The organism is Kitasatospora sp. NPDC088861 (genome assembly GCF_044750105.1).
Lineage (GTDB): Bacteria > Actinomycetota > Actinomycetes > Streptomycetales > Streptomycetaceae > Kitasatospora.
This window is the reverse complement of the sequence record NZ_JBIVJF010000003.1, coordinates 261,013-279,261: the sequence shown is the minus strand read 5'-3', so window position 1 is coordinate 279,261 and position 18,249 is coordinate 261,013. Positions and strand designations below refer to the sequence as shown.

At 73.0% G+C, this 18,249-nt stretch carries 18 protein-coding genes; 8 read left to right on the top strand and 10 right to left on the bottom strand.

The features are described from left to right. Positions 1 to 3: 3 nt before the first annotated feature. From ACIP37_RS08025 to ACIP37_RS08010, 4 genes are all read right to left on the bottom strand, one after another. On the bottom strand, positions 4 to 594 hold the full coding sequence (locus ACIP37_RS08025) for a TMEM165/GDT1 family protein (protein ID WP_350878273.1): 591 nt from the start codon (positions 592 to 594) through the stop codon (positions 4 to 6). A 299-nt stretch (positions 595 to 893) separates the two neighbouring features. After that, a complete protein-coding gene (locus tag ACIP37_RS08020; RefSeq protein ID WP_363580974.1) occupies positions 894 to 1,610 on the bottom strand; it encodes an ABC transporter permease in 717 nt (238 codons plus the stop codon). A gap of 50 nt (positions 1,611 to 1,660) precedes the next feature. Next, a complete protein-coding gene (locus ACIP37_RS08015; protein ID WP_400805511.1) occupies positions 1,661 to 3,277 on the bottom strand; it encodes a dolichyl-phosphate-mannose--protein mannosyltransferase in 1,617 nt (538 codons plus the stop codon). A gap of 199 nt (positions 3,278 to 3,476) precedes the next feature. Beyond that, on the bottom strand, positions 3,477 to 4,781 hold the full coding sequence (locus ACIP37_RS08010; protein WP_400805509.1) for an MFS transporter: 1,305 nt from the start codon (positions 4,779 to 4,781) through the stop codon (positions 3,477 to 3,479). A 146-nt stretch (positions 4,782 to 4,927) separates the two neighbouring features. On the opposite strand from ACIP37_RS08010, the gene ACIP37_RS08005 reads away from it, so the two are divergent. Continuing rightward, a complete protein-coding gene (locus tag ACIP37_RS08005) occupies positions 4,928 to 5,488 on the top strand; it encodes a MarR family transcriptional regulator (protein WP_363580762.1) in 561 nt (186 codons plus the stop codon). A 145-nt stretch (positions 5,489 to 5,633) separates the two neighbouring features. Here ACIP37_RS08005 and ACIP37_RS08000 read toward each other — a convergent pair whose 3' ends face one another. The 3 genes from ACIP37_RS08000 to ACIP37_RS07990 all read right to left on the bottom strand — a co-directional run bounded on the left by ACIP37_RS08000 (position 5,634) and on the right by ACIP37_RS07990 (position 9,171). Beyond that, positions 5,634 to 7,463: a glycosyl hydrolase family 18 protein gene (locus tag ACIP37_RS08000; RefSeq protein WP_363580760.1), complete on the bottom strand. Its 1,830-nt coding sequence runs from the start codon at positions 7,461 to 7,463 to the stop codon at positions 5,634 to 5,636. Positions 7,464 to 7,814: 351 nt separating this feature from the next. Next, positions 7,815 to 8,459, bottom strand: coding sequence for a hypothetical protein (locus tag ACIP37_RS07995; protein WP_400843525.1), 645 nt, complete (start codon positions 8,457 to 8,459; stop codon positions 7,815 to 7,817). A gap of 151 nt (positions 8,460 to 8,610) precedes the next feature. Then, on the bottom strand, positions 8,611 to 9,171 hold the full coding sequence (locus ACIP37_RS07990) for a DoxX family membrane protein (protein WP_363580756.1): 561 nt from the start codon (positions 9,169 to 9,171) through the stop codon (positions 8,611 to 8,613). Between the two features lie 200 nt (positions 9,172 to 9,371). Here ACIP37_RS07990 and ACIP37_RS07985 point away from each other — a divergent pair, with 200 nt between their 5' ends. Then, positions 9,372 to 10,004: a MarC family protein gene (locus ACIP37_RS07985; RefSeq protein WP_400805506.1), complete on the top strand. Its 633-nt coding sequence runs from the start codon at positions 9,372 to 9,374 to the stop codon at positions 10,002 to 10,004. Between the two features lie 61 nt (positions 10,005 to 10,065). Here ACIP37_RS07985 and ACIP37_RS07980 read toward each other — a convergent pair whose 3' ends face one another. Next, complete coding sequence (locus ACIP37_RS07980) at positions 10,066 to 10,611, bottom strand: NAD(P)H-dependent oxidoreductase (protein ID WP_363628616.1); 546 nt, start codon at positions 10,609 to 10,611, stop codon at positions 10,066 to 10,068. A gap of 92 nt (positions 10,612 to 10,703) precedes the next feature. Continuing rightward, entirely contained in the window at positions 10,704 to 11,147 is a 444-nt protein-coding gene (locus ACIP37_RS07975; RefSeq protein WP_063347413.1) for an Lrp/AsnC family transcriptional regulator, read from the bottom strand. Positions 11,148 to 11,362: 215 nt separating this feature from the next. Between ACIP37_RS07975 and ACIP37_RS07970 the strand changes: the two genes are divergently transcribed. From ACIP37_RS07970 to ACIP37_RS07960, 3 genes are all read left to right on the top strand, one after another. Then, a complete protein-coding gene (locus ACIP37_RS07970) occupies positions 11,363 to 12,193 on the top strand; it encodes a tryptophan 2,3-dioxygenase family protein (protein WP_363580750.1) in 831 nt (276 codons plus the stop codon). A 14-nt stretch (positions 12,194 to 12,207) separates the two neighbouring features. Beyond that, the gene (gene kynU, locus ACIP37_RS07965; protein ID WP_363580748.1) at positions 12,208 to 13,434 is read left to right on the top strand and encodes a kynureninase; all 1,227 of its coding nucleotides are present in this window, start codon (positions 12,208 to 12,210) and stop codon (positions 13,432 to 13,434) included. A gap of 126 nt (positions 13,435 to 13,560) precedes the next feature. Continuing rightward, positions 13,561 to 14,058 carry a hypothetical protein gene (locus ACIP37_RS07960; protein ID WP_363580746.1) on the top strand — a complete coding sequence of 166 codons (498 nt, stop codon included), beginning with the start codon at positions 13,561 to 13,563 and terminating at the stop codon, positions 14,056 to 14,058. 147 nt (positions 14,059 to 14,205) lie between these two features. Here ACIP37_RS07960 and ACIP37_RS07955 read toward each other — a convergent pair whose 3' ends face one another. Further along, positions 14,206 to 15,654, bottom strand: coding sequence for a choice-of-anchor A family protein (locus ACIP37_RS07955; protein WP_363580744.1), 1,449 nt, complete (start codon positions 15,652 to 15,654; stop codon positions 14,206 to 14,208). 284 nt (positions 15,655 to 15,938) lie between these two features. On the opposite strand from ACIP37_RS07955, the gene ACIP37_RS07950 reads away from it, so the two are divergent. The 3 genes from ACIP37_RS07950 to ACIP37_RS07940 all read left to right on the top strand — a co-directional run bounded on the left by ACIP37_RS07950 (position 15,939) and on the right by ACIP37_RS07940 (position 18,244). Beyond that, complete coding sequence (locus tag ACIP37_RS07950) at positions 15,939 to 16,646, top strand: 4'-phosphopantetheinyl transferase superfamily protein (RefSeq protein ID WP_363580742.1); 708 nt, start codon at positions 15,939 to 15,941, stop codon at positions 16,644 to 16,646. A gap of 154 nt (positions 16,647 to 16,800) precedes the next feature. Further along, positions 16,801 to 17,283 (top strand): DUF2269 family protein, encoded by a 483-nt coding sequence (locus ACIP37_RS07945; protein ID WP_400805503.1) that lies wholly within the window; start codon positions 16,801 to 16,803, stop codon positions 17,281 to 17,283. A gap of 124 nt (positions 17,284 to 17,407) precedes the next feature. Next, positions 17,408 to 18,244, top strand: coding sequence for a helix-turn-helix domain-containing protein (locus tag ACIP37_RS07940; protein ID WP_400805501.1), 837 nt, complete (start codon positions 17,408 to 17,410; stop codon positions 18,242 to 18,244). Positions 18,245 to 18,249: the final 5 nt, after the last annotated feature.

The window sequence follows — 18,249 nt, the reverse complement described above, 5'->3', positions numbered from 1 at the left end:
GGGTCAGCCGGTGATCGCCCCGAAGATGCTGATGCCCGCCAGCACCACCATGATCGCCGCCGCGACCCGGATGATCAGCTTCATCGGCACGTACTTGAGCAGCTTCTGCCCGCCCACGATGGCGAGCCCGCCGACCGCGCACAGCGCCAGCCAGGCGCCGAGGCCGACGGCCAGCGGATCGGCGTACTTGGCGGCCAGGTTGGCGGTCATGATCTGGGTCAGGTCGCCGAACTCGGCGACCGCGACGACCACGAAGCTGGCCCCGGCCACCTTCCAGAAGCTGTTCGAGGACGGCTCCTTGGCGGCGTGCCCCTCCTCGTCGTCGCCCCCGCCGTGGAACAGCAGCATGGCCGCGCCGGCCAGGAACAGCACGCCGGTGACGCCCTCCACCCAGCGGTGCGGCAGCAGCGAGAGCAGGTGCCCGGCGGCGAGGGCGAGGACGACCTGAACGCCCATCGCGGCGGCGACACCCGCGAAGACGTAGCTGGCACGGTACTTGGTGCCGAGTACGAGGCTGGCCAGCGCGGTCTTGTCCGGCAGTTCGGCCAGGAAGATGATGCCGAACGTCAGCGCGGCCACGGTCAAACTCATCAGAAAGGGTCCCTCGGTCGGGCTGCCCGGCCTCCGCAGGTCCGTCAGGGGACGCTTCGGCCCGACAGCACTGGTCATGGTCACAGCACTGCGGCCGAAGGTCTCGCCGGCACCGACCCCGGAGGATCGGGTGCCCCGGGCGCCGGGCCCGTGAGGGCCAGTATGTCGACGGTCCGGTGGAGGGCTACTCCCCTTCAACGTGCTCAAGGGTACCCGACCGCGTCCGGTGCCCAAGGCGGCCCGGTCCCCGCCCCCGTCCGGCACCCGCCCCGGCCCGGTACCCCACGCTCACCAACCCACGCTCACCAGCCCGCGTTCACCAGCCCCCGGCCGACCAGCTCCAGCACCACCACGATCGCCACCGACTCCACCGCCAGCAGCCCGACCAGCACGAACAGCTGCACCGCCCCCGCCTGGACGGGCGAGGCGCCGCCGAGCAGCATGCCGACGAAGGCGCCGGGGAGGGTGACCAGGCCGACCGTCCGGGTCTGGTCGAGGGCGGGCACCAGCGAGGTCGCGGCGGCGGTGCGGCAGATCTCCAGCCGGGCGTCGCGGTCCTCGAAGCCGAGCGCCAGGGCCGCCTCCACCTCGCCGCGGCGCTGCCGCAGCTCGTCGAGGGCGCGCCGCCCGGCCAGCGAGGTGGCGGTGAGCGCGCCGCCGATCAGGATGCCCGCGACGGGGATGACGGACAGGCCCTTGGCCGGCAGCAGCCCGACGGCCAGCAGCAGGGCGAGCACCGGCAGCACGCCGGCGCCGATCGGCGCGGCCGCCCAGACCCAGCCGGGGCCGGGGGTCATCCGCCGCCCGGCGGTGCGCACCGCGACGGTGAACATCAGCAGCACGAACAGCGCCGACCACCAGAGCGAGCCGACCACCCAGCTGATCACCGCGGCGACGGCGGCCAGTTGCACCACCGCGCGCAGTCCGGCCCGCAGCACCGCGTGCCCGTGGCCGAGCAGGCCCCGGCCGGCGACCGCGACGGCGGCCAGCAGCAGGGCGGCGGTGACCACCCCGAGCATCGGGGTGACGGGTAGCAGCTGGCCGCCCGCGGCGGACAGGGTCACCGGTGTCAGATCCAGCTGGTGAACCACATCCGGTCCTGCCAGGACGTCATCGGGATCACCTCCGCCGTGTACAGCGGGTAGAAGAAGGCGAAGCAGGCGACGATGGCGAGCACGATCAGCCCGGCGCCGGCCGCGCCGATCCGGCGGCGTTCGGGGCTGCATCCGGCCGGGCCGAGGATCGCCCCGAGCATCTGCGCGACGGCCAGGCACAGGAACGGCACCAGGACGACCATGTAGAAGGAGAAGACGGTCCGCTCCTGGTACTGGAACCAGGGCAGGTAGATCCCGGCGACGGCGCACAGCACGGCGCCCGAGCGCCAGTCCCGGCGGAAGAACCAGCGCCACAGCAGGTAGACCAGGGCGAAGCAGGCCGTCCACCAGAGCAGCGGGGTGCCGAGGCCGAGGATCTGGGACGCGCAGCCGCCGGTGGCGGTGCAGCCGTGCTGCCCGTTCGGGACCTGCTCCCAGTACATGGAGACGGGGCGGCCGACGACCAGCCAGCTGAAGGGGTTGGACTGGTAGGTGTGCGGGGTGCTCAGCCCGGTGTTGAAGTCGTACATCTGCGAGTGGTAGTGCCACAGGCTGCGCAGCGGCGCGGGCACCCAGCTCATCGACACCTGCGGCAGCGGGACGCCGAGGAAGGTGTCCGGGGACAGGCCGGGGCGGCCGTCGGCCCAGTGCCGGTCGTACCCGCCCTCGCCGTTGCCGCCGCCGGCGAGCCAGCCGGCCCAGGCGCCGACGTACACCACCAGGGCGGAGCCGACCATGGCGAGGAAGGCGGGGACGGCGTCGCGGCGCAGCATCGAGCGCCACGGGCGGCGGGCGCCGGCCCCGCGGCGGCCGGACTGGTCCCACAGGACGGTCAGCAGGCCGAAGGCGGCGAGGATCATCGCGCCGTTCCACTTGACGGCGCAGGCGGCGCCGAGGAGCACCCCGGCGGCGATCCGCCAGGGCCGCAGGCCGAGCCGGACGCGGTCGCCGTCGGTGACGCCGGCCAGCCGGGCGCGGACGTGGTCGCGGTCGATCAGGAGGCTGCCGAAGGCGGCGAGCACGAAGAACATCTGGATGCCGTCGAGCAGCCCGACCCGGCTCATCACCAGCTGGAGGCCGTCGACGGCCATCAGCAGGGCCGCGGTGCAGCCGATCAGGGTGGAGCCGAAGAGCCGGCGGCCGATCCGGGCGAGCATCAGCACGGTGGCGGTGCCGAGCAGGGCGGTCATGAACCGCCAGCCGAAGGGGTGCAGGCCGAACAGCTGTTCGCCGATCGCCATCACCCATTTGCCGAGCGGCGGGTGGGCGATGAACTCGGGCGCGGAGGTGAGCGGGATGTGCTGCGGGACGGCCAGGACGTCGGCGTTGGCGTGGTCCGGCCAGCTGCCCTCGTAGCCCTGCCGCAGCAACGACCAGGCGTCCTTGGGGTAGTACGTCTCGTCGAAGACGAAGGCGTTGGGGTAGCCGAGGTTCCAGAACCGCAGCAGGCCCGCGAAGAGCGCGACGCCGATCGGCCCGAGCCAGCCGGACCAGTCGGCCGGCAGGCGGAGCAGCCGGCCCCGGGCCGGTGCCGGGGCGGCGGGGGCCGGGGCCTGGGCCGCCGGGGGGTGCGTGAGCGCCGCTTGCGTCATTGCCTCGCCGATTCGCCTGTCTCCTGTGCCGGCCGGGTCTCCTGTACCGACCGGGCCGGGCGGCCAACAGCCACTGACACTATGTGGCGGTGGTCGCGAAGCCAAGCGCGACGGGCGCCGACCAGGTGACCCGGTCGGCGCCCGTCGACACGCCTGTTCGATCGGCGGTCACGCCGCCGTCTGCAACCCCCGTCGGCGGTCACGCAGCCGTCTGCAACTCCCGGACGACCGTGGTGCGGACCACGGCCGGGGCCGCGTTGTCCTGCTCCGGCGTGAGGTACGGGCGCAGCCGCAGCGCCAGGACGACGATCAGCAGCGTGGAGCCCGCCATGGCCGCGAGGTAGAGCGGCCAGGTGCCGGAGCCGACCAGCAGCACGCCGACGGCCGGGCCGACCGCGATGGCGATCTGCTTCACCAGGGCGTACCCGGAGTTGTAGGTGCCGAGCAGCCGGGCCGGGGCGAGGTCGGCGACGATCGGGCCCATGGTGGGCGCGAGCAGCGACTCGCCGACGCCGAACAGGGCGTAGATCGAGACGATCGCGACCGTGGCGGCCATGGTCTCGGTCCGGATCAGGCCGGCCACCAGGGCCATCGCCCAGGCGCCGAGCCAGACCACGCCGGCCGCGGCCATCGCGGTGGTGCGGCGGCGGCGCGCGGTGATCCGCACCATGAACATCTGCAGGACGACGATGGTCAGCGCGTTGGCGCCGATCGCGAAGCCCAGGGTGGAGGGCGCGGTGCCGACGGTGTCGGTGGCGAAGGCCGCGACGCCGGACTCGAACTGGCCGTAGCAGGTGAAGAAGATCAGCCCGGCGAGCACGCAGAGCCGCAGCATCGCCTTGTCGGCGACCAGCGCGCGCAGGCCGGTCGGGCCGTCGCTCTTCTCCTGGAGCGGGATCAGCGGGTTGGCCGGCATCCGGGCGGTGCCGGTGACCAGGGCCAGGCCGAGGAAGGTCGCCGCCTCGATGGTGAACAGCCGGGTGAGGCTGGCCGGGTCGGCGACGTTCACGATCTGGCCGCCGACCAGGGCGCCGATGCCCATGCCCAGGTTGACCAGGGTGAACTGGAGCGCGAAGGCGTGCGAGCGGGTCGCGGCCGTCGAGCAGCGGACGATCATCGTGGCGAGCGCCGGCTGGCAGGTGGTGACACCCGCGCCGAACAGGAAGGAGGAGACCAGCAGGGCCGGGGTGCCGGTGGCGTGGCCGAAGGCGAACGCGCCGGTGGCGGCGAGCGCCGTACCGGCCAGCAGGACCGGACGGGGGCCGTACCTGTCGATGCCGCGACCGGTGAACGGCAGGACGGCGAGCGCCGCCAGCGCGAAGACGGTGAACACCATCCCGGCCGCCAGCGAACCCAGCCCGCGCACCTGGTCCACGTACACGAACATGTACGGCATCGTGAAGCCGCTGCCGAACGCGCTGAGCGCGTTGCCGATCTGGACGCGGCGCAGCGGGCCGCCCGCCCCGCGTCGCTGCCGCCCCTGCTGCTTCACCGTGCCGGTCACCGTGCACATCCCTTCCTGGATTCAACTGGATACTCTTAAGTCCAGAAGATTTCAGAGCTAAAGTTTGACAAGATAAATTCTTAGCACTGGAAGAGTGTGGAGTCAAAGGCTTAAGAGATGCACGCCCCCGTGCGACACTGGTCCGCATGACTACGGACAAGCCCCCGCCGGCCACCGCCAGGGAGCTCGGCATCACCGAGCAGGTGGCCGTCTACCAGCGGGAATTCCCCACCGTCGACCCCCAGGTGGAGACCATCGTGCAGACCCTGTCCCGGGTCGCCCGGCGGATGGGCGTGGCCTACGACCGGCAGCTGACTGTGCTGGGAATCACGGCCGCCGAGTGGGAGGTGCTCAAGGCACTGGTGGTCTCCGGCAGCCCGTACCAGCTCGGACCGGGCGAGCTGGCCAAGCGGCTCGGGCTCACCCCGGCCGCGATGACGCACCGGATCGACCGGATGGTGACCGAGGACCTCGTCACCCGGGAGCGCGACGAGACCAACCGGGTCCGGGTGATCATCGAGCTGACCGAGAACGGCCGCGACAAGTGGCTGGAGTCGATGCGGATGGCGGCGGTGTTCGAGGAGGAGCTGCTCCAGGACGTCACGGGCGAGGAGCGGGCCGTGCTGTCCGCGATGCTGGCGCGGATGCTGCGGCGGATCGAGGAGAGCCAGCCGGACGCGCTCGGGCGCACCGCCGACCTGGCCTGAGCCGCGCGCCCGGGTCGCGCCCCCGGGTCGCGCCCCCGAAACGCAACGAGTCCGGCCCGCCGGGGGTGCTCCCCCGGCGGGCCGGACCGCTTGGTTCAGGTGCTGCGAGGGTCCGTCAGGCCCTCAGTCCGTGCCGCCCGAGGGGTCAGCAGGCGCCGTTGTCGGTCCAGACGCCCCACTGGCCGCTCTGGCTCGGGTCATCGCCCTTGGTCCACCACTTGTTGGTGTAGTAGTGGCCCTTCCACGAGACCTTGGTGCCGCCGGCCGCGTAGGTGGTGTTGGCGTCCCAGCTCGGGGCGGCAGGGCAGCCGGCCGGCGAGGTCGGGGTGCCGGTGGGGGTACCGGTCGGGGTACCCGTGGGGGTGCCGGTCGGCGTGCCCGTGGGCGTGCCGGTTGGGGTCTGGGTCGGGGTCGCCGTGCTGCTCGGGGTGCCGGTCGGCGGGGCCGGGCAACCGGCGGCGGAGCCGTTGGTGGCGTTCACCATCGTGTCGAACAGGCCGGTCTTGGTGCCCAGGTCGTACAGCGAGAAGGCGAAGGAGCCGCCGAGGCCGTTGCAGTGCGCGTAGTCGAGCTTGGCCTGGATCGACCGGGTGTCCTCACCGCTCCAGAAGGTGTTGCCGTCGTAGAAGTACGTGGCCTTGGCGTCGTCGTCCCAGAAGGTCCTGGACGGGTTGTCGACGAAGCCCGCGAGCTCCTTGTACATCTGGATGCCGGGGACATTGCCGGACATCGCCGCGCCGGTCGCCGGGCTGGCGGCGGGCTGGAACAGGCCGTTCTTGCCGTTGTTCTGGACGCCGGTCCAGCCGCGGTAGTAGAACGGCACACCCATGTTGATCTTGTTGGCGGGGAAGCCGCCGGGGATCCCGTAGTCCGCGTCGCCGACCGTCCACGCCTTGATGGCGTTGTCGATCGAGTACTTGCCGTGGCCCGGCTTGACCGGGGTCGACGGGTCGTTCGGGCCCGCGTAGAGCGCGGCCTGGTGGTTGGTCGGCCCCTGGGCGTCCCAGCCGCCGTGCATGTCGTAGGTCATGACGTCGAGGAAGGTGAGGTACTGACCGATCTTGTCGGTCTCGACGTTCATGATCTTGTCCTGGCCGGCGCCGACCGCCGCCGACAGGGCGTAGGTCTTGTTGTCGGCCTTGCCCTGGGCGTCCAGCTGGGTGCGGAACTCCTTCAGCAGCGCCGTGAAGTTCTGCTTGTCGGCCGGGCTGGAGATGTTGCCGGTGTGGCCGCCGCCGCCCGGGTACTCCCAGTCGATGTCGATGCCGTCGAAGATGCCGGCGCCGGAGCCCGGGCCGCCGTAGCCGGCGTCGCTCGGGAGGTTGCCCTTGATGAACATGTCGAGGCAGGACGAGACCAGGTGCTTGCGCGAGGCGTCCGTGGCGGAGGCCGGCGAGAAGTACTTGGAGTAGGTCCAACCGCCGATCGAGAGCAGGATCTTGAGGTTGGGGTTCTTCGCCTTCAGCTTCTTCAGCTGGTTGAAGTTGCCCGCGATCGGCTGGTTCCAGACGTCGCCGACGCCGTCGACCGAGATGTCCGCGCCGAAGCTCTTCTGGTAGTCGGCGAACGCGTCGGCCGCGCCGTCACCCGCGTTGGGGTTGTTGTCGTTCGTGTCGGCGGCCTTGGTCGCCTCGAAACAGCCCAGGTCGGTCGGGTGGATGTTCGCGAAGTCGTAGATCAGGTAGTCGAGCTTCCCGGCCACGCCGGTGTCCTGGATCGTCTTCGGGTAGTACGCGTTGGCGTAGACCGACCACTGGTCGTAGTAGGCGACCTTGATGCCGCCGCTGGTGGCGGCCGCGCCGGTGGTGTTGGTGGTCGCGGCGTTGGCCGCGGCGCCGCCGGTCAGCGCGAGGCCCGCGCCGAGCAGCACGGAGGCGGCGGTGCCGGCCGCGACGGCGGCCAGGCTCTTCGGGCGGCGTCGACGGCCGCCCGTCGGAGCCGGGGTCCCGGCCCTTTCAATGCGTGAACGCAGCATGGGTGCGTGACTCCTGGTTGTGGGGGTTTTCCGTCGTCCCGTGGGGGTGCGCCCGAGGTGGGGTCGGGCGACCGGGACATGACAGCTCAGTGCGGGGAATCGTGCGGGATCAGCGGGATCGGGCCTGGACGGACACCGGGATGTGCCGAACCGGCGCCCGCGGCACGAGGCCGTTGACGCCGGTTCAGGGGCTCCCTGCACCTGGGCAATAAAAATGGACTAGACCAACTCCCCCGTCAAGGGGTCCCGTTGGGCCTTGAGCCGCGCTTAAGGTTCGGCCCCCGCCCGGCACCCGCGCTGACCTGCGAGCCAGCAGCGGGAAGTCAGTGGGGGAAGTCAGTGGCGGGGAAGTCAGTAGCGCAGCGCGTTCGCCACCACGGCCTTCAGGCTGCCCGAGAGGTCCCGGTTGCTGCGCGCGGTGGCCTGGGCGCTCCGGCCGGCCGCCACGTCCTGGACCGTCACCGCGGTCGCGTCCTGCACCGTGCCGGAGTCGTCGGTGAAGTCGACCTGGATCACGTACCGGTACGACTGCTGCCCGTGGTTGGTGACGGTCAGCTCCACCTGCGCCCTGCCGTCCGAGCCGGTGCTCACCGCCCCGACGGCCACGTCCCCCTTGGCGTCCAGCCCGCCCTTGATCCCGGAGACCGCCGAGGAGGCCGCCGACACCGCCGCCGAGGCCCGCGCCTCCGCCGAGGCGATCACCGCCCCCGCCCCGCCCGCCACCGAGGCCAGCGCCGAGGCGGCGGAGGCCGCGGCCGAGGCGCCCCGCTCGATCGCGGCGGAGGCCGAGGTGGCCACGCTGCTCGCGCTCTTTCCGGAGGAGCAGCCCGCCAGCGCCGCCGCGGCGACCATGGTGGCGGCCAACACCCCGGCCACCGCCCGGCGTTGGCGGCGCACCGGCGGCGCGTCCAGCTGCCGCGCGGTGACCCGCGGCCTCGAACCGATCCGGGTGAGCGGCTGGCGGTCCATGCGGTCCAGGCGGTCCAGGCGGTCCATGCGGTCCCTCGTTTCTGCCCCGGCGCCGGGCTGCCCGGCACGCCTTCCCGACCACCCTCCGAGGGCCGCCCGGGGGCCGCCAGCAGGACTGGTGCCTCCGGGTGACCGGGGCGAGCAGGCCGGCGAGGGCCGCCCGGGGGCCGCCGGCGCGTCAGGACAGCCCCGAGCCCTCCTGCTCGTCCGCCTCCATCGCGGCCCGCTCCTCGCGCAGCCGCACCACGTGCCGGCGCCGCGCCACCACGCCGTACGCCCCGGCGACGGACCCCGCGAAGGCCACCAGGCCCATCCACGGCTGGTCGAGGACGTGGCAGGTCAGGTGGTCCAGCGAGTACCGCCCCGGACCGGCCAGGCCGAGCGCCAGCCCGGCCGCGCCGAGGAAGGCCGGGTACTCGTAGCCGCCGGAGGTCGCGAAGAAGCCCCCGGGGGCGTGCACCGCCACCGCGCCGGCCATCGTCCCGGCCACCACCGCGCCGGCCGCGCCGGTGGCCAGCCCGGCGACCAGCAGCACGCCGCCGCCCGCCTCACCGGCGCCCGCCGCGATGGCGCTCTGTCGGCCGGGGTGGAAGCCCATGTGCTCCATCGCCTGGGCGGTACCCTCCAGGCCTCCGCCGCCGAACCAGCCGAACAGCTTCTGGGTGCCGTGCGCGATCAGCACCCCGCCGACCGCGCCGCGCAGGGCCAGCAGGCCCAGGTCCTTACGGTTCAGACACATGTCGCATCCTCGTTCCCGGGGAGGTGATCCGACTTCCATGGGAGCCGAGAGCGCGCACCCGTTCGAGCCAGGACGGCCATCCGGGCGAATTCGTCGGCGACCGGGAATGAACCGCTCCCCGGCGAGATTCACGCCACGCCCGACCGCGGGGCGTGGCGTGGCGGAGCGGCCGCACCGGCCACCGCGGTCATGCTTGGCGCATGTTCGTCTTCAATCTGAGCAGCGCCTTCATCACCTTCTTCGCCGTGGTCGGCCCGCCCAAGGTCCTGCTGGCCTTCGCCCGGCTGGCCTCCACCCGGAGCACCCGGGAACTGCGACGGCTGGCGGCGTGGAGCACGATCATCTCGGCGGTGATCGGCCTGGTGCTCGGCTTCACCGCGGACGAGGTCACCACGCTCTTCCACATCAGCGACCAGTCGCTGCAGCTCGCGGGCGGGACGATCTTCTTCATCTACGCGGTCGCGCTGGTCTTCGGCGTCCACCTCGGCGGCGAGAACGAGGACGACGACCACCTGCCGAACCCGATGGTGGACGGCATCCGCGAACTGCTGCTGCCGTACATCGCCAGCCCGCTCGCGGTCACCGCCGTGCTGGTCGCCTCGCTCGCCCGCAACGACTGGGGCTGGAAGGCCACCATCGGCGGGGCCTACCTCGCGGTCGTGGTGATCAACTACGTCTGCGTGGCTCTGCTGGCGCCGCTGATGCAGCGCACCCACCGCACCTCGCTGGAGGTGCTCTCCCGGCTGCTCGGGCTGCTGCTGGCGGCGGTCGGCGTGGAGCTGTTCCTGACCGGCCTGGCCGGGCTCGGGGTCCACCTGCCCGAAGGGCACTGAGCCCGACCGCCGCCCGTCAGGCCGCCACCCGTCAGGCCGCCACCCGTCAGACCGCCGCCCGTCAGACCGCGGCCGCCGCCAGCCGGGCCAGCACCTCGCCGATCCGCTCCCGCACCAGCGGATCGGCGACCAGCCCGTCCGGGCCGACCGCCCCGCGGTCCAGCGGGATGCGGACGCAGGCCCCGTCCACCACCGCCGCGCCGGTGTAACCGAGGACGGTGCGCAGGGTGGCCTCGGCGCCCTGGCCCCGGCCCGGGCCCGCCGCGTTGATCCAGCCGGCGGGTTTGTCCGCGATCTCCGTCCCGCCGACCGTCCAGTCCAGCAGGTTCTTGAAGGAGCCGGGCAGCGTCCCGGCGTACTCGGGGGTGCAGACCAGCAGCGCGTCGGCGGCCCTGACGGCGGCGCGCAGGGCGGCCACCGGCCCGGGCAGCGGGTCGGTGTCGTGGTCCGGGTTGAAGTGCGGCAGGCCGGCCAGCCCCGCGTAGTAGGTGGCCCGCAGGCCCGGGGTGGCGGCGGCCACGGCGGCGGCGGTGCGCAGCACCGTCTCGTTGGCGGAACCGGCCCGCAGGCTCCCGGGCAGCAGCAGGATGTGGCGCTCGTTCGGCATGCCGAGGAACCTACCGTTCCGGCCCCGGGCCGCACTGCGGTCGCGACGGCGCCATCGCGCTGTGGCGCTGTGGCGCTGTGGCGCTGTGGCTCCTACGCCCCGGCGGGCGCGACCACCGGCCGCCAAGGCACCGGGCTGGAGAGGATCATCGAGCTGGACGGCTGGCCGTAGCCGCCGAGCCGGTCGCACAGGGCCTCGAAATCGGCCATCGTGGGCACCGCGACCAGCAGCGCGCAGCAGGCCCCTCCGGTGACCCGGTGCAACTGGAGCACCTCCGGCCAGGCGGCCACCTGGGGGTCGCGCAGCACGCAGCGCGGGCCGTAGCACTGGATCTGGACCAGCGCGGTGATCGGCAGTCCGGCCCGGCTGAGGTCCACGTGGGCGTGGTACCCGGTGATCACGCCGTCGGACTCCAGTCGGCGGACCCGTTCGGCCACCGCAGGTGCGGACAGGCTCACCCGGCGGGAGAGTTCGTTGTAGGAGAGCCGGGCGTCGGTCTGCAACTCGGCCAGCAGGCGGCGGTCGACGGCGTCCATGGCGGCTCCCGGAGTGACTGGAATGGGTGGTTTCGCGATCGTAAAGCGAATCGGCCGAACGCCTCGCGAACAACAGCCCGGATCGCGGTTGCGGTGTCCGTCGACCATTCAACCGGGGGGTCGCACCGCCGCACAATGGGCACCCCGGTGGAACCAGGCCATCCGTCTGGTCGCCGGTCCGGGCGACGGGCCCGGGTGGATCAGGAGGAATCGGGATGGGGCACGACACGGTGGAGACGCCCAGCCTGTCGTTCGGTCGGCGCGGGGAGCCGGATCGGGGCACCCCGTACGCCCGCTACGTGTGCCTGGACGAGCTGCACAGCCTGCAGCACCCGCGCAGCAAGGTGCCGGCCGAGCTGTCGTTCATCGTCACCACGCAGGTGATGGAGCTGCTGTTCGACCTGTTGCGGCACGAGTGGACGCTCGCCCAGCGCGCGCTGCGCGAGGACGACCTGCCCGCCGCACTGGCCGCGCTGCGGCGCGGCACCCACGTGCAGGACGTGCTGGTGGAGTCCTGGGACCTGCTGGCCACCATGACGCCGCAGGAGTTCAACGGCTTCCGCGCGGCGTTCGGCCAGGCCTCCGGCTTCCAGTCCGCGGCCTTCCTGCACCTGGAGTTCCTGCTCGGCAACAAGAACGCCGCACTGCTCACGATGTACGACGGGATGCCGCGGACGCAGGCCGAGCTGACCGAGGCGCTGCGCTCCCCCGGCCTGTACGACGACGCGCTGGCCCTGCTGGCACGGCGCGGCCTGCCGCTGCGCCCGGAGCCCTCCGAGGAGCGCTACCGCGCCAGCGACGAGGTCGCCGCGGCCTGGCGCCTGGTCTACACCGACCCGGAGCACGCCGGACTGCGGCCGCTCGCCGAGGCGCTGCTGGACGTCGCCGAGCGGGTCACCCGCTGGCGCCAGCGCCACCTGTCCGCGGTCAAGCGGACCATGGGCGGCAAGCCCGGCTCGGGCGGCTCCAGCGGGCTGAGCTGGCTGCGCAGGTCCGCCGAGCAGGACGTGTTCCCGGAGCTGTGGACGATCCGGGACGAGCTGTGAACGAGGGGATGGGCATGGTCACGCGCGAGGAGTGCGCGGCGCTGGACGCCGTCGACCCGCTGGCGGCGTTCCGCAAGGAGTTCGCCCTGCCGGACGGGGTGGTCTACCTGGACGGGAACTCGCTCGGCGCGCTGCCGGTGCGCACCGCGGAGCGGGTGCGGCAGGTGGTCGAGGAGGAGTGGGGCCGGGAGCTGATCCGCAGCTGGAACGACGCCGGCTGGTTCGAGCAGCCCTACCGGCTGGGGCGGCGGATCGCCCCGCTGGTCGGGGCCGGGCCGGAGGAGGTGGTGGTCTGCGACACCACCTCGGTGAACCTGTTCAAGGTGCTCGTCGCCGCGCTGCGGCTGCGCCCCGGGCGGCGCACGGTGCTGGGCGACGGCGAGGCGTTCCCGACCGACCTGTACATCGCCGAGGGCGCCACCGGCCTGGTCGAGGGCGCGCGCAGCGTGCTGGTCCGGCCCGAGGAGCTGGACCGGCACCTGGACGGCGACGTCGCCGCGGTCGTCCTCTCGCACGTGGACTACCGCACCGGCGAGCTGCTGGACCTGCCCGGGATCACCGCCCGGGTGCAGGCCGCGGGCGCGCTGATGATCTGGGACGTCTGCCACTCGGTGGGCGCGCTGCCGGTCGGACTCGGCGCCGCGGGAGCGGACTTCGCGGTCGGCTGCACCTACAAGTACCTGAACGGCGGCCCCGGCTCGCCGGCCTTCCTGTACGTCGCCGAGCGGCACCTCGCGGCCGGCCCGCGGCAGCCGCTGAGCGGCTGGTTCGGGCACGCCCGCCCGTTCGCCTTCGAGCCCGGGTACGACCCCAAGCCGGGCATCGGGCGCTTCCTGACCAGTTCGCCGTCGCTGCTCGGGCAGGCCGCGCTGGGCGCGAGCCTGGACGTCTGGGAGCGCGCCGACCCGGCCGCCGTCCGGGCGAAGAGCCTGGCCCTGACCGACCTGTTCATCGGACTGGTCGAGGGGTTGGACGGGATCGAGGTGGTGACCCCGCGCGAGCACGCCCGGCGGGGCAGCCAGGTCGCGCTGCGGCACGCCGACGGCTATCCGGTGGTGCAGGCGCTGATCGCGCGCGGCGTGATCGGGGACTTCCGCGCGCCCGACCTCATGCGGTTCGGCTTCACCCCGCTGTACCTCTCGTACACCGACGCCTGGGACGCGGCCCGGGAGCTGGCCGAGGTGCTGGCCGGCGGGGAGTGGCGGGAGGAGCGGTTCTCCCTCCGGGGCGAGGTGACCTGAGGCCCGGCGCCGCGCCGCGGCCCGCCATGGAACAGTGACGCACGTCATGCCCAGGTAAAGTTCGACCCTCATCACCCTTGGGAAACCTCCTGATTGACTCACCGTCAGCCACAAGGGGAGGTTTGCGTGAACATCGAACTCGGACCGCTTTCGCCCGAACCCTTCATGCTGGCCCTGGGGTTGACCCTGTTCTTCCTGATCACGTGGACGCTGGGCCACCGCATCCTCCCCCGCGTCGAGCGGATTCAGGCCGAGCGGTGGGACGCGACCGAGGGCCGCGCCGAACGCGCCGAAGCCATCCGCGCCGAAGCCGAGGCCGCCCACGACGCCGGCCGGCAGGAACTGGCTCAGGCCCGGCACGAGGCGGCCCGGATCCGACAGGAGTACGCCGAGCAGGGCGCGGCGGCCGTCGCCGCGGCCCGCGCGGAGGGCATCCGCGACCGGGACCGGCTGGTCACCGCCACCCACGCGCGGATCGCCGCCGACCGGGCCGAAGCCGCCGAACAACTCCGGCAGGACGTAGGAGAGTTGGCCGTGACGCTGGCCGGCCGGGTGGTCGGTGAACCGGTGCACGCCGTCGCCGCCGGCCGCCGCACGGTGGACCGCTTCTTCCGCTCCCGCTGAGCCGCCGTCGGCCCCTCGCCCGTGCTGGGCGAGGGGCCGACGCATGCCTGCGGCGGGCCGTCGACACGGCCCAGGCCGCCCGGTCGGGGTCGACACGGGCGGCCTGGGCCGTTGTTGCTGCTCGGGCGTCCTTGCGCTGGGCAGGCCCTAGCTGTGGCGACCGCGACGGCGGGCGGCCAGGACGGCGAGACCGCCGAGGCCGAGCAGGCCGACGCCGGCCAGGCCGAAGACCACCGGGGCGTTGCCCGCGCCGGTGGAGGGCAGCTCACCACCGCCACCGGGGTGGTGGCTGGTCGGGTGCTCGGACGGGTGGTGGCTGGTCGGGGCCGGACCCGAGCTGGACGGACTGGCCGAGGGCGAGGAGGACGGTGACGACGACGGCGAGGAAGAGGGCGACGACGACGGCGAGGAGGACGGGGAGGAAGAGGGCGAGGAGGACGGTGACGACGACGGCGAAGAGGAGGGCGACGACGACGGCGAGGAGGACGGGGAGGAAGAGGGCGAGGTGGACGGCGACGGGCTCGGCGTCGTCTGGCAGTCCGGCAGGTCCCCGTCGAACGGGTAGCTGTGGATCTCGTAACCGCCGGTGCCGGTGTGGATCAGGTTGCCCGCGAGGTACACCCGGCCGTTCATCCCGGGCTGGGCGATGGTCGTGGTGCCGCCCGGGTTGCCGGCCAGGACCGAGCCCTGGAACTGGGCGCTGCCGAGGATCTGCGCCGAGGTCGCGGTCGGGAAGTTGTACATCAGCTTCGACCGCATGTCGGTGGTCTGGTCCCCGGCCAGGCCGGTGCCCGTGTAGGTGTTGATGATCGGGCTGTCCCCGAGCATGTTCACCACGACGGTGGCCCCGGCCGGGATGTTGTTGAAGACCAGTCCGATCTGCCCGCCGCTCGGCGAGGCGAGGTTCTGGGTGACGTTGAAGACCTGCTTCAGGCTGGTCCCGTCACCGGTGAGGGTCGCCTGGCTGGAGGAGATGTCGACGGTGCCGGTCGCGGCGGCCTTGCCGACGCAGTCGGAGATCTCCTCGATCTGGGTGAGCACCGTCTGGTACGGGGCGGCGGCGTTCGGGTCCTGGATCGACTGGCCGGTGGGGTCGATGCTGACGGTGCCGGTGACGCTGCCCGCGTGGCGCAGGTTGCCGAAGGCCGGGCCGTGGGAGTCGCTCCCGCCGATCAGGATCGAGTTGCCGGTCACGACGTCGACGTTGCCGCCGGTGGTGACGAAGTCGCTGCCGTTGGGCGGCACGACGCGCGAGCCGACGCCGACGACGCCCATGTTGTAGATGCCGCCGCCGTTCTTCTCGACGGTCAGGTTCCCCAGCGCGACGATCTTGCCCTCGGCCTCCGCGGCGCGACCGGTCACGGTGTAGTCGCCGCCGGTGAAGACGTTGATGCTGGCGTCCCGGCCGGGGAAGTCGCCGTTGTTCGGCGGCGGCCAGGTGGCGGGGCAGTCGGGGCCCGTGCAGGCGCCCAGCGGCGGGGCGAGCGGCGCGGCCGAACCGACCGTCAGCACGGCCGCCAGCGGCAGCGCCGCGACGACGGTCGCCACGGCGACCCGGACGGTCCGACGCCTGCGGGTGGCGGGTTCTCTTCTCACGGCGGTCGTTCTGTGATCCGGCGTACCGGTGCCCTGACCCATCGACACATTCCTCCGCGCATAGGAAAAGGAGCAGGTGCGCACAACCTGCCCCGTTCGTACTATCTGCTGGCGATCCCGCAGATCCGGGACATCCAACATCAAATCGGGCGATTCCTACCCTACAGATCCTCAGATCCGATCCGAGAATCCACCGCGCGGCGCAGCAGTCGCCTCCCACCGGCCCTGCCCGGACGACCTCCGCGCCGCCCCCGCCCGACGCCCGCGCCCGTTAGGTTGGAGCAATGACCTCCGAGGCCCAGGACCAGAGCACGCCGCTCGTCGCCGTCGCGTCCGCCGACGCCGTACTGCGGCACCCCGAAGCGGGCGAGCACCTGCTCACCCCCCTCGAACTCGAACGCGCCGCCCGCTTCCGGCACGAGTCCGGGCGGATCGACTTCACCGCCGGCCACGTGCTGGTCCGGCTCTGCGCCGCCCGGCTGCTCGACGTCCCGGCGGCCTCGCTCACGCTCGCCCAGCAGTGCCCGGACTGCGGCCTGGCCGACCACGGCAAGCCGTACCTGCCGGACCACCCCGAGGTGCACGTGAGCCTGTCGCACACCCGGGGCGTGGTCGCGGCCGGAGCCGGCCACCAGCCGGTCGGGGTGGACGTCGAGCTGGCCGCGCGCGGTGGGTCGCTGGGCGCGGTCGCCCGCCGGGTGCTCTCCCCCGCCGAACTGCGCCTGGTCGAGACGGCACCGGAGCCGGACCAGGCGTTCCTGCGGCTGTGGGTGCGCAAGGAGTCGCTGATCAAGATCGGGCGGGCCACCCTGGACACCCTGGCCTCCGTCGACCTGTCCGACCTGCCCCTGGACGTCCCGCCCGGCGCCCCGCTGCGCAGCCGCCACCAGGACCTGCACCTGCTCGACTGGGCCGACCCGGAGCACGGCGCCGCCGTCGCGGCGGTCAGCACCGCCGCGCCGAGGATCGTCCGGCTGACGACGGCGGGCTGACCAGGGCGGAGCTCCGCCGTCCTGCGGAACGAGCACGCCCACCCGCGCGGCGGGCCCCCGGATAAGCGGTGTTAGCGTGCCTGATCGCGGGCGCGCCGCCACCGGACGCCCGCCGCACCAGCTGCCCACCGCCGGATGTAAGGGTGTCCCCGCCATGGCCAAGTTCCTGCTGAGCCTGCACGTCCTCGCGTCGGTCCTGTTCATAGGCCCGGTCGCGGTGGCCGTCAGCATGTTCCCGCGCCGGGCCAAGGCCGCGCTGGCCGGCGGGCCGGACCAGGCCTCGGACGCGGGCGTGCTGCGGATCCTGCACCGGATCACCCAGGTCTACGCCCTGCTGGGGGTCGCGGTGCCGGTGATGGGCATCGGCCTCGCCCAGGTGATGGACGTGCTCGGGCAGTCCTGGATCATCGTCTCGATGGTGCTCACCGCGATCGCCGCGCTCTCGCTGCTGCTCTTCGTCCTGCCCGGGCAGCAGGCCGCGGTGGACGCGCTCGGCGCCGACACCGCGCCGGGGCAGCACGCCAAGGCCGTCCAGGGCCTGCGGCTGCTGCCGATGACGGCCGGGGTGTTCAACCTGCTGTGGGCGGTGGTCGTGGTGCTGATGGTCATCCGGCCGGGGTCGAGCACCGGCGTCTGAGCCGGGCTCCCGAAGCCGTACCGAACGAGGGACTCCACCGCCCAGGCGTGCCGCCCGGAGCCACGCCGACCGGGCCGGAAGGCCCTCTCCCCTGGAGCGGGCCCGGTCCAGTACCGTCCTGGCCATGACGATCATGGCGGGCATGGGCAGCCCGACAGGTACCGGAGTCGGTCCGCTGCTGCGCGGCTGGCGCGAACGGCGACAGCTCAGCCAGCTGCAACTGGCCCTGCGGGCGGACTCCTCGACCCGGCACCTCAGCTTCGTCGAGAACGGCCGGTCCCGCCCGAGCCGGGAGCTGGTGCTGCGGCTCGCCGAGCACCTGGACGTCCCGGTCCGCGAGCGCAACACCCTGCTGCTCGCGGCCGGCTACGCCCCGCACTTCCCCGAGACGCCGTTGGACGACCCGTCGATGGACGCGCTGCGCGGCGGCCTGGAGCGGCTGCTCGCCGCCCACGACCCGTACCCGGCGCTGGTCGTCGACGGGACCTTCCGGGTGCTGGCGGCCAACCGCTCGCTCGGGCTGCTCCTCGACGGCGTCGCCCCGCACCTGCTGGAACCGCCGCTCAACGCGATGCGGATCGCCCTGCACCCCGAGGGGCTGGCGCCGCGCATCGTGAACCTGCCGCAGTGGCGGCGGCACCTGCTGGAGCGGGTGGAGCACCGGATCGAGCTGCTGCGCGGCGAGGCGCTGCGGCGGCTGTACGAGGAGGTCGCCGGCTACCCGACGGCGGCGGACGACCCGGGCCCGGGCGGGGAGCAGGCGGACGGCGCCGGGCTGTTCCCGTTCGCGCTGCCGATGCGGATCCGGCACGAGGGGCGGGTGCTGTCGTTCCTGTCCACCATCACGACCTTCAACACGCCGCTGGACGTGACGGTCTCCGAGCTGGCCATGGAGACCCTCCTGCCGGCCGACGCGGAGACGGTGCGGTTCCTCCAGGACGCGGTCGGCCCGGAGTGCTGACCCCG

Bases quoted from the DNA above. Each gene is read 5' to 3' on its own strand.
- ACIP37_RS08020 (WP_363580974.1), bottom strand. From the start codon at position 1,610: ATGCTCGGGGTGGTCACCGCCGCCCTGCTGCTGGCCGCCGTCGCGGTC.
- ACIP37_RS08015 (WP_400805511.1), bottom strand. From the start codon at position 3,277: ATGACGCAAGCGGCGCTCACGCACCCCCCGGCGGCCCAGGCCCCGGCC.
- ACIP37_RS08005 (WP_363580762.1), top strand. From the start codon at position 4,928: ATGACTACGGACAAGCCCCCGCCGGCCACCGCCAGGGAGCTCGGCATC.
- ACIP37_RS08000 (WP_363580760.1), bottom strand. From the start codon at position 7,463: ATGCTGCGTTCACGCATTGAAAGGGCCGGGACCCCGGCTCCGACGGGC.
- ACIP37_RS07995 (WP_400843525.1), bottom strand. From the start codon at position 8,459: ATGGACCGCCTGGACCGCCTGGACCGCATGGACCGCCAGCCGCTCACC.
- ACIP37_RS07990 (WP_363580756.1), bottom strand. From the start codon at position 9,171: ATGTGTCTGAACCGTAAGGACCTGGGCCTGCTGGCCCTGCGCGGCGCG.
- ACIP37_RS07985 (WP_400805506.1), top strand. From the start codon at position 9,372: ATGTTCGTCTTCAATCTGAGCAGCGCCTTCATCACCTTCTTCGCCGTG.
- ACIP37_RS07980 (WP_363628616.1), bottom strand. From the start codon at position 10,611: ATGCCGAACGAGCGCCACATCCTGCTGCTGCCCGGGAGCCTGCGGGCC.
- ACIP37_RS07975 (WP_063347413.1), bottom strand. From the start codon at position 11,147: ATGGACGCCGTCGACCGCCGCCTGCTGGCCGAGTTGCAGACCGACGCC.
- ACIP37_RS07970 (WP_363580750.1), top strand. From the start codon at position 11,363: ATGGGGCACGACACGGTGGAGACGCCCAGCCTGTCGTTCGGTCGGCGC.
- kynU (WP_363580748.1), top strand. From the start codon at position 12,208: ATGGTCACGCGCGAGGAGTGCGCGGCGCTGGACGCCGTCGACCCGCTG.
- ACIP37_RS07950 (WP_363580742.1), top strand. From the start codon at position 15,939: ATGACCTCCGAGGCCCAGGACCAGAGCACGCCGCTCGTCGCCGTCGCG.
- ACIP37_RS07945 (WP_400805503.1), top strand. From the start codon at position 16,801: ATGGCCAAGTTCCTGCTGAGCCTGCACGTCCTCGCGTCGGTCCTGTTC.
- ACIP37_RS07940 (WP_400805501.1), top strand. From the start codon at position 17,408: ATGACGATCATGGCGGGCATGGGCAGCCCGACAGGTACCGGAGTCGGT.